Raw genomic sequence first — 15,451 nt, forward strand, 5'->3', positions numbered from 1 at the left:
TCATTCTCCGGCGAGAAAATAAAATGAATGGAAACTTGCTAAGTTCGCATGTAAAAAACGAAACTACGTACAATATTCCCCTGCTGATTAATGAAAATGTGATCTCCAGCGGAATTTCATTGATCTCGCTGTGGCATACCTACGCTGACGAAAATTACCGTGTTATATGGCCGCGAGATAAGAAAAAGCCGCTAATCGCCAATTCGTGGGTCGCGGTCTATACCGTACAGGGGTGCGGGAAAATCCTGCTGAAAGACGGTGAGCAAATTACATTAAACGGCAACTGCATTATCTTTTTAAAACCCACCGATATACAGTCTTACCATTGCGAAGGTTTATTGTGGGAGCAATACTGGATGGAGTTTACCCCAACCAGTATTATGGATATTCCTATCCGACAACAAAGCATTATTTATAATGGTGATGTTTATAATCAGGAACTGGCCGAAGTTTCACAATTAATTACCCGCCCGGAACCGATTAAAAATAATCTCGCCGTCGCGTTTCTCACGAAAATTATTTATCAGTGGATTTGTCTTATTGACTCAAACGGGAAAAAAGACCCACAACGCATACAGGTTGAAAAGTTAATTGCAGCGTTACATGCCAGCCTGCAACGCCGCTGGAGCGTGGCGGATATGGCAGCCACGATCCCCTGTAGCGAAGCCTGGCTGCGTCGTCTGTTTTTACGCTATACCGGGAAAACACCGAAAGAATATTATCTGGACGCCCGGCTGGAACTGGCATTATCGCTGTTAAAACAGGAAGGGAATTCGGTGGGTCAGGTAGCGGATATGCTCAACTTCTTTGACTCATTTCATTTCAGCAAAGCATTTAAGCATAAATTTGGCTACGCGCCGTCGGCGGTGTTGAAACATCCTGACCGGCACCCGCTGGATGCCAGTCAACAAGATTAGTGCAGTTCAGGCCAGTATTCTTTGTTGGCTTCAATCAGATCATCAAGAATCGCTTTGGCGACAGACGCGCTCGGCACGGTTTTGGAGAGCGTAATCGCCTGCCACAGACGCTGATAGGAGCGATGCTCCCAGGCATCGACCACCAGTTTCTCGACGGCCACCTGCTGGCTCATCAGCCCTTTCTGGAACTGCGGAATATCGCCAACCGTCAGAGGTTCCGGCCCGTTATGCCCCACCAGGCAAGGGATCTCCACCATCGCTTCATCATCAAAGTTATGAATCGCCCCGTTGTTTGGCACAATCAGCAGCATCCGTTCCTGCGTATTAAAGGCGATTGCCGTTGCCAGATCGACGATATAAGACGCGTGTTCATCAATTTCCAGCTCGCCAGCGGAGGAGTGGCCCGCTTCAATAATGGCGCGGCAGGAGCCAAATACCTGTTTTTCACGGTGATCCATCACCTCATTAGCACGCGTGCGCGCCGGGTTCGAGTGCTGCACCACATAGTCCGGGAACAGATAGTATTTCAGATAGGTATTCGGCATGGTGTCCGGGTCCAGCGCCTGCACATCCTTCGCTTTGGCGAACGTATCATTCCAGCTCGCTTCAGTATGCGGATCGTTAGATGGCGGAACATAACCGTGTTTCGCGACGTATTCCCGCAGTTTCGGCATCAGGTCGTTACCCTGCAAGTCCTCAATCGACGTCCACCAGCCAAAGTGGTTCAGCCCGTAATAACGCACGCGCATTTGCTTACGATCTTGCAGGCCGACAATCTGCGCCATCCGCCCTTCAATGCCGATCGGCATATCACAGATATTGAGGATTTTAGCGTTCGGGCGCAGACGGCGCGTCGCCTCGGCCACTATCGCCGCCGGGTTGGAGTAGTTCAGCATCCACGCGTTCGGGGAGTATTTCTCCATGTAATCCACCAGCTCCAGCACGCCGCCAATAGAACGCATCCCATACGCAATCCCGCCCGGGCCACAGGTTTCCTGGCCTAACACGCCGTGGCGCAGCGGGATTTTTTCGTCTTTTTCCCGCATCGGGTATTTGCCCACGCGGATATGCGCCATCACGAAATCAACATCGGTAAACGCTGCTTCGGGATCGGTGGTGTAACTAAACTCAATCTCCGGCGCCTGCTCTTTAAGGATGATTTTGCACGCTTCGGCAATCACTTCCTGGCGAGCGCCGTCGTTGTCATAGAATTTCAGCGCGCGAAGCGGAAAACGGTCCTGGTTTGCCAGCAACATCAATACGATGCCCGGCGTAAATGTGCTGCCGCCGCCTGCGATAACCACTGAGAATTTTTTCATGATACTGCCTCCGTCATGGGGATTTGTTCGGTCGATAAGGGGGATTTCATTAGCGTTTCAAGCTGGTCACGCACCTGGGGCACATGCAGGCCGACAATCACCTGGATGCCATTGCCACGGCGAACCACGCCGTGCGCGCCCAATGCTTTAAAGACGTCATCACTCTGGGTCTGCGCCATATCGTGGAGCGCGATACGTAAGCGCGTGGCGCAGTTATTAATGCTTTCGATATTGCCCGCGCCGCCCAGCGCCTGGAGGAACCCGGCTGCCTGCCCAAGTTTTGCGTCCGGCGCGGGCGCCGTTGTCTGTCCACGCGCGGCCTTGTAATCCGCTTTGCTGTAGAGTCTGATTTCACTCTCTTCACGACCCGGCGTTTTCAGGTTGAAGCGCAGGATCAGGGTGCGGAAAACCACAAAATAGAGGGCGGTGAATGCCAGCCCAATGCCTATCTGGGTAAACATCATTCCGGCATGGTTGTGGAACATCGGGACCCAGTTTTGCGGTAAGAACTGATCCAGCAGTCCGCCGCCCATATTTCCTACCACGCCACAGATATACATCACCGTCGCCATTGAGGCCGCCAGTACCGCGTGTACGGCAAACAGCAGCGGAGAGATAAACAGGAAAGTGAATTCCAGCGGTTCCGTGATGCCCACCAGTACAGCGGTTAACGTGGCGGGGATCAGCAAACCGGCGACCTTCACCCGGTTTTCTGGCGATGCGGTGTAATAGAGCGCCAGCGCAATCCCGACGGAGCCAAAGATTTTTGAGTTACCGTGCAGGGCAAAACCGCCTTCCGGGAATAACGTCTTCAGCGATTCCGTGCTCTGGCTGAACGCCTGCATGTGTTGCGCCCAGTAAACCTGAATGCCACCTTCTACCGCCGCCGGGCCAAAAATGAAGGGGCCATAGACGAAGTGGTGTAACCCTGTCGGGATCAGAATACGTTCGAGGAAGGTGTAGACCCACACGCCCAGCGCGCCCGCTGAACGCAGGAAAGCCTGTAGGGATTCAATGCCCATCTGCACTTTTGGCCAGCCGAGCAGCGTCAGCCAGGCGCAGGGGATCATCACCAGGAACGCGATAATCACCACAAACGACGTGCCCTGAAAAATACCGAGGAACACGGGCAACGGCTTATCGAAATAGCGGTTGTGCAGCGCGGTGACGATGCCCGAAATCATAATGGCGCCGATAATGCTGGTATCGAGCGTTTTTATTCCGGCCATCATCGTCAGACCGCTGCCTGCCGTCGGGTCTACGCTGAAGTCCACGCCGAAGAAATGCCCCCAGGTCATGCCCATGGCATTAATGAAATAGTTCCATGTCAGGAAGCTGACCAGCACCGCCAGACAAGCTCGGCCTTGCGCCTGTTTAGCCAGGCCAATTGGCAAGCCGACGGCGAAAATCAGCGGCATATTACGGAAAACCGTCCAGCCGCCCTCTTCAATAATATGAACGATTTGCGCGAATAAACTGTTGGGATCGGTCAGCGCTTCGCCAACAAAAAGCGGGTTGCGCAGCATGATGGCGATACCCACGACGATACCGGCGAACGGGAACAGCAGTACCGGGGTAAACATAGCGCCGCCAAAGCGTTGTATTTGACTGAGCATTTTTACATCCTCATATAACAACCAGTAGGGAGAGGCCTTTTTTGTAGTGATTGCTGGCCTGATACGAGAATATGTAGTTGCGATTCTGAGAACATGACGCGCCGCTTCGATTCGTGATCGCATTCATGGTTTTAATTCAGTCAATGATATCTACTTTTTACATAAAAGTTAGACATCAAAAGGTTCGTAGCGCGGAAATTAAAGGGAAAAAGAGGTCTGGTAGTGATCTACAAATCGATAGCGGAACGACTAAGAATCCGGCTCAACTCATCTGATTACAACATCGGTAGCCCGTTGCCTGGTGAAAAAAAGCTGGCGGAAGAGTTTGCTGTATCACGAATGACCATCCGCAAAGCCGTCGATATGCTGGTGGGGTGGGGACTGGTGGTGCGGCGGCACGGGAGCGGCACATACGTGGCGCGTAAAGACGTTCATCATGAAACCACCAACCTGACCGGACTGGCGGAAGTGCTGCGGCGTCAGGGAAAAGAGGTCACCAGCCAGGTGCTGGTGTTTGAAGTGATGCCTGCGCCCCCCGCCATTGCCAGCCAGTTGCGGATTCAGATCAACGAACGTATCTACTTTTCCCGCCGCGTGCGCTATGTGGATGGCAAACCGCTGATGCTGGAGGACAGCTATATGCCCGTCAGGCTGTTCCGTAACCTCTCGCTGATCCACCTGGAAGGGTCGAAATTTGATTATATTGAGAAAGAGTGCGGCATCACCATCAGTGGCAACTATGAAAGCCTGACGCCTGTACTGGCCGATAAACAGCTCTCCGCGCAAATGAACGTCCCCGAGCAAACGCCGCTACTGCGGACCACATCGCTTTCTTACAGCGACAGCGGGGAATTTTTGAATTATTCGGTCATGTTCAGAAATGCCAGCGAATACCAGGTGGACTACCATTTACGGCGCGTCCACCCGGATGCAAACCTGACCTAGCCTAACCCCCAGAAAAGCACCGCCAGCAGTTGTGGGGTGATAATCCGCAGGAACATTACCAGTGGATAAACAGTGGCGTAGGAGAGCGCCGCCGCGCCGCTGGTGGCATGCAGGTTGTTAGCGAACGCCAGTGCAGGCGGATCGGTCATTGACCCCGCCAGCATCCCGCATAGCGTCAGGTAGTTCATTTTGGCAAAGATACGTGCCAGAAGACCGACGGTAATCAGCGGAATGGCAGTAATAAAGATGCCGTAACCAATCCAGCTCAGACCATCACCCTGAGTCAACGTATCAATAAAGTCACCGCCAGATTTCAGCCCGACCACCGCGAGAAACAGCACGATCCCCAGCTCACGCAGCGCCAGGTTGGCGCTTGGCGGCATAAACCAGTACAGCTTGCCGATGCTGCCGATACGTCCCAGAATTAGCGCCATGATCAACGGCCCGCCCGCCAGTCCCAGCTTTAACGCTACCGGGAATCCAGGGACAAACAACGGAATCGACCCCAACAGCACGCCCAGACCAATACCGATAAACACCGGTAACATCTGCACCTGTTGCAGTTTTTGCTGGGCGTTACCCACAACATTGGCCACCGCATCAATTGAAGAGGGACGGCCAACCAGATTGAGGATGTCACCGAATTGCAGGCTGGCGTCGCTACTGGCTACCAGCTCTACGCCCGCACGGTTCAGACGGGAGATCACCACGTCATAGCGCTCTTTAAAATGGAGGTCGCGAATGCGTTTTCCGAGCACCTTTTCGTTAGTGACCACGACGCGTTCAACGCGCAAATCCGTCCCTCGCGTTGAGAGCGAGGTGTCCACCTCCTGACCAATGACCAGCTGCGCGTTATGCAGATCGGCGGGCTGTCCCACCAGATGCAGCAGGTCGCCCGACTGGATGATCGTTCCCGGTGAAGGCACCATCAGCGTCTCGTCGCGTTTCAGACGCGAACAGATGATTTTATCGCTGTTCAGGATGGGCACATCCTGGATCGCCATATTGTTGAGATTCGGGTTCTCAACACGGATATTCATGGTCTGGATTAACGAGTGTCCATTGCTAAGCGTGTCTTCATGCTGCTTCGCTTCCGCCTCCACGTTGACGCGAAAAATCATCCGCATCAGCCACATGGTGAGCAAAATACCGCAAATCCCGAAAGGATAGGCCATCGCATAGCTCATCCCCATCTGATCCACCGCTTCCATTGGCGTTCCCAGATCGCGCAGAATTTGCTGCCCGGCCCCCAGCGCTGGCGTATTGGTGACCGCGCCGGAGAAAATCCCCAGCACCACCGGTAGCGGGATAGCGAAGATTTTATGCAGAATGGCGGTAACCAGCCCACCGATAATGACAATCAGGATGGCAAAGAGATTAAGGCGCAGCCCTGAGACGCGCAGAGAGGCAAAGAACCCCGGGCCCACCTGAATACCAATGGTGTAAACGAAGAGTATCAGGCCGAATTCCTGGATAAAATGCAGCATGTCACTGCTCAGCGTCATCCCGGCCTGATCGACAAAGTGGCCGACGATAATCCCGCCGAACAGTACGCCGCCAATGCCAAAACCGACACCCCGCACCTTGATATTGCCGATCCACAACCCGACAACCGCCACCAACGCCAGAACGCTGACCGTCAATGCTATATCACTCATCTTCTTTTCCCTGTGAATAACATTATTAATTAAATGGATTCTCGCAGAGTACAAGCGGTATGTATGGGTGGTAAAGCACAAAAATGCCCCGTCATTGCTGGCGGGGCGGTTTGTTGAAAAGCATGATGCCGGACCTATAGGTTCTGCGTCGCTTTGTAGGCCCGGTAAGCATAGCGCACCGGGCGATTTGCCGGATGGCGGCTACGCTTTATCCGGCCTACAGGTAGTCCTGGATTAGCTATTTAACGCGGGACGTTCGCTAATAGCGATACGCTGCGGAGCGATGGTTTCCGGCTCGTTGCGGGTTAAATCAATGTGCAATAACCCATTGGTGAAGGTCGCGCCGCTGACCTCCATATTTTCTGCCAGAGTAAAACTCAGACTGAATGGCTGTGTCACCAGCCCCTGATGCAACCATTTGGTTTCTTTTTCCGGCTGCGCTGGCGTGCCTTTTACGGTCAGGCGCGTGCCTTCCAGTTGAATATCCAGATCTTCCTGACGGAAACCGGCTAACGCGAGGGTAATGCGGTAGTGGTTGTCATCGCTTTTTTCAATGTTATAGGGCGGGAAGCTCTGGCTTTCACCGGTGTTTTGCAGGGCGTTGGCCAGTTTGTCAAAACCGATCCATTGACGCAGCAGTGGGGATAAATCGTAATTACGCATGATAATCATCTCCTTCTAAGAAGCGAGTAATACCCAGCGAATCCTCAGATTCGCATATGCTCCCTGACGGCGAGCATGGAGATAACAGGCCGCCAACGGCGACCTGACTGAATCAGTTAATTTCGATACGGCGCGGTTTGTTCGCTTCTGGAATCACGCGCTCCAGGTCGATATACAGCAGACCGTTCACCAGGTTAGCGCCGCGAACATGAATGTTCTCTGCTAACTGGAATTTGCGTTCAAAGTTACGCTCTGCGATGCCCTGGTAGAGATAGGTACGTTCTTTTTGCTCATCCGCATGAGCGCCTTTTACCACCAGCAGATTATCCTGAGCAGTAATTTCCAGTTCGCTTTCCGCAAAGCCTGCAACGGCAATCGCAATGCGGTAATGGTTTTCATCCACCAGTTCGACGTTATACGGAGGATAACCGCCATTACTCTGGCTCTGGTTGTTTTCTAAGAGGTTAAACAGACGATCAAAACCAATGGCAGAACGGTACAGCGGGGATAAGTCAAAGTTACGCATAATGAATAGCTCCTGAAATCAGCGAGAATAGTTGACCTTCCATCATGGACAGGTCAGGTAGCCAGAACACCCATCAGGCGTGCTCTTTATTTGTCTACACCCTAAAAATGGGTCTGGAAATGAACTTTTCAAGCGCTTGCAGGGGACTTTTTTTGCAGTTTGTTGTCTATCGCATAGACTGGGTGAACAGCACACATTGTTAAAGTGCGATAAGCGCCACAGTGCGACGTGATGGTGATGTTATTTTTCGCGACGGATCGCTATAACTCATCATGCAAACATCGATAATCAACAGATGAATAAATCATGATAAAAAATGTGTTGTTAACGCTGATGATGTGCAGTGGATTGATTTTACTGGGTGGCTGCTCCAGCGTAATGTCACATACCGGCGGCAAAGAGGGGACCTACCCCGGCACACGCGCCAGCGCTGAAATGATCGGCAGCAGTGATACAAACTGGGGCACCAAATCGCTGGCAATCCTGGATATGCCCTTTACCGCCGTCATGGATACGATACTCTTGCCGTGGGACTTCTTCCGCACAGACAGCTCAGTGAAGTCGCGAGTGGAAAAGAGCGAGGAGAAAACAAAGATGACCAACGCCGTTATCCCCCCGGCAAGAATGCCCGCTCACTGATTTATCGTTCGGTTTCCGTCACCCAAAGCTGGCGGAAACCGTCAACCTCTTCCATCCACGCGATTAACGCTCCATCCGGCGAAAAAACAACGGCGTCCACTGAAGGCGGGCTGTCATGACTCGCCGTTAAAAAGGCGATTGCCCCGCTCTGCGCGTCGCAGCAGGCAATGCGGTTTTCCAGCACAAACCCCAACCACTGGCCTGACGGGTGCCAGTTGAACGCTGACTGAATATCGGTCGCGTTATGCGTAAGCTGGCGCGGCTCTCCCCCCTGCGCCGGGATCAGCCAGAGCTGGACAATACCGCGATCATCGCGCATCAAAAACGCAATGTCCGTGGCTTGCGGGTTACTCCGCACCCAATGTCGCGGAACGTTTACCAGCCCAGGGAAAGCGCGATCGTGCGTAAAGGTCAGACGGCGCTGAACAACGCCCACGGGCGGCGCAGGCAGCGTTGATTCTGTTCCGGTCAGCGGCATATCGCCTGCCTGTTTCCAGCCTTTTTCATCCTGCGGCAACGCCACCAGAAACAGCTCCGGCACTTTTTCACCCTTCGCCGACAAGGTATCGCCAATAAACGCCAGCGCATGATCGCCCACCCACCCCTCTTCGTAGGCGCGGTTAATGTCATCGCTGCCCGGCCGTGGCGCCGGCGTGGTCTGGCTCACTAACACGCACCAGTGGCTGCCGCTGTACTCCCGAGGATGCTGAACCGCTACCGTAACCGGGCCATACGGCACCGCAACGCCGACGTTGCGCAAGTCCAGTGCCGGATCGCGCTCATGCAGTACATGGTCGTTATAGGTGAAGCTGACACGCTCGCCGTTCGGACTGAACACATGCACATGGCTGCCGCCGCGCAGCGCGCCGGGCGTATACGGCACGGTGATGTCCATTGCATCCAGATTCATCACGCGGTTTTGCGCCGCTATCACGCCGCGACGATGGTGGAAATCATAATGCCACGTCTCGTCCGGGTTCTCCGGGCCATGAATGAACACATAGCGATCGTCTTGTGGATGAACAGTCACCACGCCAACGTGCGCGCCCTGCGTAGCGCGATAAATGACCTCAATCTCGCCAGTCCGTACGTTGACGCGCTCAATCGTCTCACCGGTAAACGAGGCACCTGACGGACGCACATCAAAAACCAGCCACTGGCTGTCCGCCGTCCAGGTGTTGGTATTCGTAAGCTGATGATGACGCGAAGCGAAAGTGATTTGTTTCATGGAGATACCCTGATGCGCGGTTTTCGCATCAGGGTATAGCATTGGAAGAAATTAGCCTACCCGTTTAACGTCGCCGACCAGCAGGATATAAGAGAGCGCGCCAATCAGAGCAACAGCGGAGATATAGACCAGCGCCGGGCCAAAGCCATAATCCTGCGCAAGGTAGCCAATCACCAGCGGCACGGTGATGCCACCCAGTCCACCAACAAAGTTAAACACGCCGCCGGTCAGACCAATCAGACGCATCGGTGCGAGTGAAGAGACCAGTGACCAGGTGATAGACGCAAAACCATTGCCGAAGAACGCCAGCGCCATCAGAGTCATAATCCATACGGGATCGTTAGTGTAGTTCGCCCCCATGATGCAGGTAGAAATCAGCAGCCCGCAGATAATAGGCGTTTTACGCGCAACACCCAACGAGAACCCTTTTTTCACCAGCTTATCCGCCAGCCAGCCGGAGAGCAGCACCCCAAAGAAAGCGGCAAGGAACGGTACGGTCGTCATAAAACCCGCCTTCAGGGCGGTGATCCCTTTCTCCTGGGTTAAATAGTTCGGGAACCAGGTCAGGAAGAACCACAGCGTAGAAGTAACCGCAAATTGCCCCAGGTAGACCCCGACAAGTTTGCGGTGAAACACCAGTTTCCAGTCAGCTTTGGTCAGTGGCTGACGCGCCTCTTTTTTGACTGGCGCATCGCCGTCCACCAGACCGCCGCCATCGCGAATATAGTCCAGCTCAGCCTGGCTGATGCTTTTGGTCAGGCGCGGCGGCTGATAAACCTTGAACCAGATTAGCGACCAGATAATCCCGATTCCCCCGGTAACGATGAACACCCAGTGCCAGCTCAGCATCTCCTGAATCCAAATCAGCAGCGGCGTCAGAAACGCCAGGCCGACAAACTGCCCAGAGGTGTAGAAACCGACGGCGGAGGCGCGCTCATGCTCCGGGAACCAGCTGGTAACCATCCGGTTATTGGTCGGAAATGCGGGCGCCTCAAAAATCCCGGTGATGGCGCGAAGACCAATCAGCGACATTAATCCGGTGGCGAACCCCTGAAATAGCGTTGCAACAGACCAGCCCAAAATAGCGATAAAGTAGGTCAGTCGCGATCCCACACGGTCAAGGAACCAGCCGCCAGGAATCTGGCATAGCGTATAAAGCCACGCAAAAGCCGAAAAGACGTAGCCCATTTCCGCTTTGGTGATGCCGAATTCTTCCTGAATATGCGCCGACGCCACGGCGAGGTTCGCGCGGTCAACATAACAAATAACCACGGTAATAAAGATCATAATCAGCGTCAGATAACGACGACGCCCGGGTTTTGCAGCTGTAACTGAAATATCCATCGCAATCTGTCTCCAGATTTTGGGCATAGCGAGACCGCTCACCATGCCCTGTAATTTACAGAGGGTTATATTTTTGTATGTAAGGTTTTTGCCCGGTGGCTTACCGGGTCTACGGGATGGCGATTACCATTCCGCTACGCTGCCATCTTCATGACGCCACAACGGGTTGCGCCAGTCCGGCGCGTTTTTACTCAGTTCAATGACTTTAGCTTCGTCAATGTCCACGCCAAGGCCCGGTTTAGTTAACGGTTTAAAGAAGCCGCCTTCCATACTGAAATCGTCCTTGTTTTTCACGAAGTCGAGCAGCTCCGCGCCTTTGTTGTAGTGAATGCCCATGCTCTGCTCCTGGAATACCGCATTGCGCGATACGAAGTCGATATGCAGACAGGCTGCCAGCGCAATCGGCCCCAGCGGACAGTGCGGCGCCAGCGCCACGTCGTAGGCTTCCGCCATCCCGGCGATTTTGTAGCATTCGGTGATACCGCCAGCGTGCGACAGATCCGGTTGCAGAATCGCCAGCCCGCCCGCTTCCAGCACGCGTTTAAACTCAAAGCGTGAGAACATGCGCTCGCCTGCGGCAATCGGAATATGCGTCTGCGCCGCCAGCTTCGGATAATATTCCGCCTGCTCCGCCAGCACCGGCTCCTCAATAAACAGCGGACGATATTGTTCCAGCTCTTTAATTAATACTTTCGCCATCGGGGCGCTGACACGACCGTGGAAGTCGAGACCAAATTCAATTTCGTTACCAAAAGCCTCACGGATTTGCGCTACGGTATTGACTGCCGCATCCACCGCGCGTGAATTATCAATCACGCCCATCTCTTCACAACCGTTCAGTTTGAAGGTGTCGAAGCCAATAGCGCGCAGTTTCCTAATGCCGTCGATCACTTCCGCCGGACGGTCGCCGCCCACCCAGCTGTAGGCTTTAATTTTGTCGCGAACCAAACCGCCCATCAGTTGCCATACCGGCGCGTTCAGCACTTTGCCTTTGATATCCCACAGCGCCTGGTCGATACCGGCGATGGCGCTCATCATTATTGGGCCGCCGCGATAAAAACCGGCGCGGTACATCACCTGCCACAGATCGTTGATACGCGCCGGGTCCTGACCGATCAGATAGTCGCCAAACTCATGAACCGCCGCTTCGACGGTACGCGCGCGCCCTTCTATAACCGGTTCGCCCCAGCCAACCACGCCTTCATCCGTTTCGATTTTCAGGAACATCCAGCGCGGGGGTAAACGGTACGTGGTGATTTTGGTTATTTTCATTTCACTGCCTCTCGATACGCTTTAACAAATGCCGTCGCCTGCTGCGCGGTACGCTCAACGGACTGCCCGGCGCGATAGAGATCGCTGCCCAGCCCGGCGCCTGCGCAACCCGCGTTAATCCATTGCGCCAGGTTTTCCGGCGTCACGCCCCCCACGGCAAACACCGGGACATCAGCCGGAAGCACCGCTTTCAGCGCTTTGATGTAGTCCGGGCCAAATGCCGATGAGGGGAATATTTTCAGCGCCTGCGCACCCGCATCCAGCGCGGTAAAGGCCTCGCTGGCGGTCGCGCATCCAGGGCATACGGTCATGCCATAACTCACCGCGCGACGAATCACCTCGGGCTGAATATTTGGCGTGACGATCAGCTTGCAGCCCATTTGCGCTAACAGGTCTACCTGATCGGGCTGAAGTACGGTGCCCGCGCCGATCAACGCCTTATCGCCATACGCATCCACTATCGCCGGGATACTTTTTTCCCACTGCGGGGAGTTAAGCGGGATTTCCACCGCATCAAAGCCAGCCTCGATGACCGCGCCAACATGCGCCAGCGCTTCATCGGGCGTCACGCCACGTAATATCGCAATAAGCGGAAGATCAGTTTGCCACTGCATGAGCGATGCTCCTTATTCCTGCCTGAAATGCCTTCTCACCGGAAACGACGGTTGCATGACGGCCAATGGCGCTGAACGCCTGCTGGTAGCGTTCCGCCAGCGCGTCTCCGGCAACAATGGTGATCTGCCGGGCGTCAAAGCTTTCGCTAAGGGTGGCGACTTCAGCGCCAATCAACAGACCGGATAAAAATTCGCTCACCTGCGCGCGCGGGAGTGTTCCCAGGACGTGCGAGGCGCGAACCTCAAAAAGTTGCGGCAGGATGGCGGGGGTAGCGAGACCACGCTCCAGCCCGGCAGTAAAGGCGACAGGCGAGGTTTCCTGTTCAGGCAACCCTGCGCCAACCAGTGAATAACGCAGCAACAGATGGTGTAATTCACCCGTCATCACGGTGCGAAAATCGTGAATTTGCGCGTTATCAGCCCGTACCCATTTACAGTGCGTACCGGGCATCACATAGACAGAAGAAGGAGAAAGCGTGCGGGCGCCAAGCAACTGTGTCTCTTCGCCGCGCATCACATTGTGGTTATCGTCGCGTGAGACACAGAGTCCGGGAATAATCCAGATCTTGTCGCCAACGGAGGTTAACTGCTCGCCTATGGAAGAGAAATGGGCAGGAACCGGCAGATAGGGGGCGATTTTCCAGCCTACATTGCTGCCGACCATTCCCGCCATAACCACGGGAGTGGCGCTGTCGCGCCAGTTTTGCGTCACTTCTGCTAACACCGCTTCAGGAGATTTACCCTTCAGACGCGTTACGCCTGCTTCTGATTGCCTGCTCTCCAGGCATTTGTCGCCCTGGTAAAGCCAGGCGCGCAAATTGGTCGATCCCCAGTCAATTGCGATGTAGCGAGCTGTCATGTGATTTCCTTGAGCCTTCGTGTCGAGCTGGCGATCATCGTTAAGGCCGCCTGCTCTGCCGCATCGCCATCCTGATGCCGTATCGCATCGAATAGCGCCTTATGTTCCTGGAGCGTTTTTGGCATGTTGGCCTCATCACCCATCCAGGTTCGTTCAAACACCGCTCGCTGTAGCGAACTGATCGCCACACTAAGCTGTTGTAAAACCGGGTTATGTACCGACTGCAATACCGCCTCGTGATAGCGAATATCCGCTTCGTTGAAGGCATCCCGGTTCTGGTTGTTGGCGATCATGTCATTGAGCGCCGACTCAATTTCGGCCAGATCGCTCGACGTCGCGCGTTCCGCCGCCCAGCGCGCAATAGCCGGTTCCACCAGGTTACGGACTTCACTCATTGCGCTGATCAGCCGCGGGTCATAATCGTTTTCCAGCACCCATTGCAGCACGTCGGTATCGAGGTAGTTCCACTGGTTTCGTGGTGCGACAAACGCTCCGCGATAACGCTTCATTTCAATGAGCCGCTTCGCCATCAGCGAACGGAACACTTCGCGAATGATGTTGCGCGAGGTTTCAAACTCCTCACACAGATCCGCTTCCGCAGGCAGTGCCGAACCCGGTACGTACTTGCCGCTGACAATCTGTTTTCCCAGCGTGATGACGATACGATCGGTTTTATTGAGGGTCATGGAGAGTCCTTGTGCTCTGTATGTACCGCTCTACTTTACCGTTACCGCTGAAATTCGCCTCAACTTTGTAGTACTAACGTGATGTCATTCATCGTTGCTGTGTTGATAATGTAGTACAACACAAATGTGTTGTACTACAATTTAGATCACAAAAACGACAATCAGTAATGGGAATGTTATGAAGGGAAAATGAGGGCGTAAAAAAACCCGCAGCAGAGGCGGGTTACGGAACGTCTGTTTTGCCGGATTAATCCAGGCCAGCCACTTAATTCAGCACAAATTTCTCAATTGCGTATGCCACACCGTCTTCCAGGTTGGATTTGGTGACAAAATTAGCCACCTCTTTCACCGACGGAATCGCGTTGTCCATCGCCACACCCATGCCTGCATATTCGATCATCGCGATGTCGTTTTCCTGATCGCCAATCGCCATGATTTCTTCCGGCTTGATCCCCAGTGCATCGGCCAGCGACTTCACGCCAGTGCCTTTATTGACGCGTTTATCCAGGATTTCGAGGAAGTACGGCGCACTTTTTAACACAGTATATTTCTCTTTTACTTCCGCCGGAATACGCGCAATGGCCTGATCAAGGATGACGGGTTCATCAATCATCATCACTTTCAGGAACTGCGTTGCCGGGTCCATTTTCTCCGCTTCACAGAACACCAGCGGAATGGTGGCGACATAGGATTCATGTACGGTGTAGTAGCTGATATCACGGTTTGCGGTGTACAGCGTGTTGCGATCCAGCGCGTGGAAGTGTGAGCCGACTTCGCGGGACAACTTCTCCAGAAAGCGGTAATCGTCATAGCTCAGCGCCGTTTGCGCGACGGTACTGCCATCGCCCGCTTTCTGCACCAGCGCGCCATTGTAGGTGATGCAGTAGTCGCCGGGTTGTTCCATGTGAAGCTCTTTCAGATAGCTATGGACACCCGCATACGGACGGCCAGTGGTCAGCACCACGTTAACGCCACGGGCGCGCGCGGCGGCAATCGCCGTTTTTACCGCAGGTGAAATGGTGTGATCGGGCAGCAAAAGGGTGCCATCCATATCGATAGCAATGAGTTTGATAGCCATGAGTTCCCCGGATTAAATGAGTCCGTCCTCATGCTAACGCGATTCCGCTCAAAAAACAGCAATGAAAAGGGGGATAGAAAGGGGAAC

Annotated in this window: 15 protein-coding genes and 1 other annotated feature; of the genes, 3 read left to right on the forward strand and 12 right to left on the reverse strand. The window is 54.0% G+C overall.

What is annotated here, in order from left to right; all coding sequences use genetic code 11:
- Positions 1–23 precede the first annotated feature (23 nt).
- Positions 24–917 (forward strand): helix-turn-helix transcriptional regulator, encoded by an 894-nt coding sequence (locus OGX81_RS14455; RefSeq protein WP_104867982.1) that lies wholly within the window; start codon positions 24–26, stop codon positions 915–917.
- Here the strand turns inward: OGX81_RS14455 and OGX81_RS14460 are convergent.
- Together OGX81_RS14460 and OGX81_RS14465 are read right to left on the reverse strand one after the other, a co-directional pair.
- Positions 914–2,236, reverse strand: coding sequence for a 6-phospho-alpha-glucosidase (locus OGX81_RS14460; RefSeq protein WP_047460135.1), 1,323 nt, complete (start codon positions 2,234–2,236; stop codon positions 914–916). The two genes, OGX81_RS14455 and OGX81_RS14460, sit on opposite strands and share 4 nt — an antisense overlap.
- The gene (locus tag OGX81_RS14465; RefSeq protein ID WP_104867981.1) at positions 2,233–3,852 is read right to left on the reverse strand and encodes an alpha-glucoside-specific PTS transporter subunit IIBC; all 1,620 of its coding nucleotides are present in this window, start codon (positions 3,850–3,852) and stop codon (positions 2,233–2,235) included. The genes OGX81_RS14460 and OGX81_RS14465 overlap by 4 nt, the downstream gene beginning before the upstream one ends.
- A gap of 222 nt (positions 3,853–4,074) precedes the next feature.
- Between OGX81_RS14465 and OGX81_RS14470 the strand changes: the two genes are divergently transcribed.
- The gene (locus OGX81_RS14470; protein ID WP_286487579.1) at positions 4,075–4,797 is read left to right on the forward strand and encodes a GntR family transcriptional regulator; all 723 of its coding nucleotides are present in this window, start codon (positions 4,075–4,077) and stop codon (positions 4,795–4,797) included.
- Here OGX81_RS14470 and OGX81_RS14475 read toward each other — a convergent pair.
- The 3 genes from OGX81_RS14475 to ibpA form a co-directional block, all read right to left on the reverse strand.
- A complete protein-coding gene (locus tag OGX81_RS14475) occupies positions 4,794–6,455 on the reverse strand; it encodes a putative transporter (RefSeq protein WP_101744157.1) in 1,662 nt (553 codons plus the stop codon). The two genes, OGX81_RS14470 and OGX81_RS14475, sit on opposite strands and share 4 nt — an antisense overlap.
- 234 nt (positions 6,456–6,689) lie before the next feature.
- On the reverse strand, positions 6,690–7,118 hold the full coding sequence (gene ibpB, locus OGX81_RS14480) for a small heat shock chaperone IbpB (protein ID WP_047460126.1): 429 nt from the start codon (positions 7,116–7,118) through the stop codon (positions 6,690–6,692).
- 112 nt (positions 7,119–7,230) lie between these two features.
- Positions 7,231–7,644: a small heat shock chaperone IbpA gene (gene ibpA / locus OGX81_RS14485; RefSeq protein ID WP_006687722.1), complete on the reverse strand. Its 414-nt coding sequence runs from the start codon at positions 7,642–7,644 to the stop codon at positions 7,231–7,233.
- Positions 7,638–7,710: a sequence feature (ROSE (Repression Of Heat Shock gene Expression) occurs in the 5'-region of heat shock genes and acts as an RNA thermometer to modulate expression.), on the reverse strand. Its footprint overlaps the gene before it by 7 nt.
- Positions 7,711–7,950: 240 nt before the next feature.
- Between ibpA and OGX81_RS14490 the strand changes: the two genes are divergently transcribed.
- Positions 7,951–8,283: a YceK/YidQ family lipoprotein gene (locus OGX81_RS14490; RefSeq protein ID WP_286487580.1), complete on the forward strand. Its 333-nt coding sequence runs from the start codon at positions 7,951–7,953 to the stop codon at positions 8,281–8,283.
- Between the two features lies 1 nt (position 8,284).
- Here OGX81_RS14490 and OGX81_RS14495 read toward each other — a convergent pair whose 3' ends face one another.
- The 7 genes from OGX81_RS14495 to yidA form a co-directional block, all read right to left on the reverse strand.
- Positions 8,285–9,511, reverse strand: coding sequence for a YidR family protein (locus OGX81_RS14495; protein WP_104867980.1), 1,227 nt, complete (start codon positions 9,509–9,511; stop codon positions 8,285–8,287).
- Positions 9,512–9,562: 51 nt separating this feature from the next.
- A complete protein-coding gene (locus OGX81_RS14500; RefSeq protein ID WP_075203724.1) occupies positions 9,563–10,900 on the reverse strand; it encodes an MFS transporter in 1,338 nt (445 codons plus the stop codon).
- 78 nt (positions 10,901–10,978) lie between these two features.
- Positions 10,979–12,127, reverse strand: coding sequence for a galactonate dehydratase (gene dgoD / locus OGX81_RS14505; protein WP_049008765.1), 1,149 nt, complete (start codon positions 12,125–12,127; stop codon positions 10,979–10,981).
- A complete protein-coding gene (locus tag OGX81_RS14510) occupies positions 12,124–12,741 on the reverse strand; it encodes a 2-dehydro-3-deoxy-6-phosphogalactonate aldolase (RefSeq protein WP_104867979.1) in 618 nt (205 codons plus the stop codon). Before OGX81_RS14510 ends, dgoD begins: the two co-directional genes overlap by 4 nt.
- A complete protein-coding gene (locus tag OGX81_RS14515) occupies positions 12,725–13,600 on the reverse strand; it encodes a 2-dehydro-3-deoxygalactonokinase (protein WP_104867978.1) in 876 nt (291 codons plus the stop codon). The genes OGX81_RS14510 and OGX81_RS14515 overlap by 17 nt, the downstream gene beginning before the upstream one ends.
- Positions 13,597–14,286, reverse strand: coding sequence for a D-galactonate utilization transcriptional regulator DgoR (gene dgoR, locus OGX81_RS14520; RefSeq protein WP_049008770.1), 690 nt, complete (start codon positions 14,284–14,286; stop codon positions 13,597–13,599). The genes OGX81_RS14515 and dgoR overlap by 4 nt, the downstream gene beginning before the upstream one ends.
- A gap of 265 nt (positions 14,287–14,551) precedes the next feature.
- Positions 14,552–15,364: a sugar-phosphatase gene (gene yidA / locus OGX81_RS14525; protein WP_012000803.1), complete on the reverse strand. Its 813-nt coding sequence runs from the start codon at positions 15,362–15,364 to the stop codon at positions 14,552–14,554.
- Positions 15,365–15,451 lie beyond the last annotated feature (87 nt).

The organism is Citrobacter sp. CK206 (assembly GCF_030333125.1).
Classification (GTDB): Bacteria; Pseudomonadota; Gammaproteobacteria; order Enterobacterales; family Enterobacteriaceae; genus Citrobacter_B; species Citrobacter_B koseri.

Bases quoted from the DNA above. Each gene is read 5' to 3' on its own strand.
- OGX81_RS14455 (WP_104867982.1), top strand. From the start codon at position 24: ATGAATGGAAACTTGCTAAGTTCGCATGTAAAAAACGAAACTACGTAC.
- OGX81_RS14460 (WP_047460135.1), bottom strand. From the start codon at position 2,236: ATGAAAAAATTCTCAGTGGTTATCGCAGGCGGCGGCAGCACATTTACG.
- OGX81_RS14465 (WP_104867981.1), bottom strand. From the start codon at position 3,852: ATGCTCAGTCAAATACAACGCTTTGGCGGCGCTATGTTTACCCCGGTA.
- OGX81_RS14475 (WP_101744157.1), bottom strand. From the start codon at position 6,455: ATGAGTGATATAGCATTGACGGTCAGCGTTCTGGCGTTGGTGGCGGTT.
- ibpB (WP_047460126.1), bottom strand. From the start codon at position 7,118: ATGCGTAATTACGATTTATCCCCACTGCTGCGTCAATGGATCGGTTTT.
- ibpA (WP_006687722.1), bottom strand. From the start codon at position 7,644: ATGCGTAACTTTGACTTATCCCCGCTGTACCGTTCTGCCATTGGTTTT.
- OGX81_RS14490 (WP_286487580.1), top strand. From the start codon at position 7,951: ATGATAAAAAATGTGTTGTTAACGCTGATGATGTGCAGTGGATTGATT.
- OGX81_RS14495 (WP_104867980.1), bottom strand. From the start codon at position 9,511: ATGAAACAAATCACTTTCGCTTCGCGTCATCATCAGCTTACGAATACC.
- OGX81_RS14500 (WP_075203724.1), bottom strand. From the start codon at position 10,900: ATGGTGAGCGGTCTCGCTATGCCCAAAATCTGGAGACAGATTGCGATG.
- dgoD (WP_049008765.1), bottom strand. From the start codon at position 12,127: ATGAAAATAACCAAAATCACCACGTACCGTTTACCCCCGCGCTGGATG.
- OGX81_RS14510 (WP_104867979.1), bottom strand. From the start codon at position 12,741: ATGCAGTGGCAAACTGATCTTCCGCTTATTGCGATATTACGTGGCGTG.
- OGX81_RS14515 (WP_104867978.1), bottom strand. From the start codon at position 13,600: ATGACAGCTCGCTACATCGCAATTGACTGGGGATCGACCAATTTGCGC.
- dgoR (WP_049008770.1), bottom strand. From the start codon at position 14,286: ATGACCCTCAATAAAACCGATCGTATCGTCATCACGCTGGGAAAACAG.
- yidA (WP_012000803.1), bottom strand. From the start codon at position 15,364: ATGGCTATCAAACTCATTGCTATCGATATGGATGGCACCCTTTTGCTG.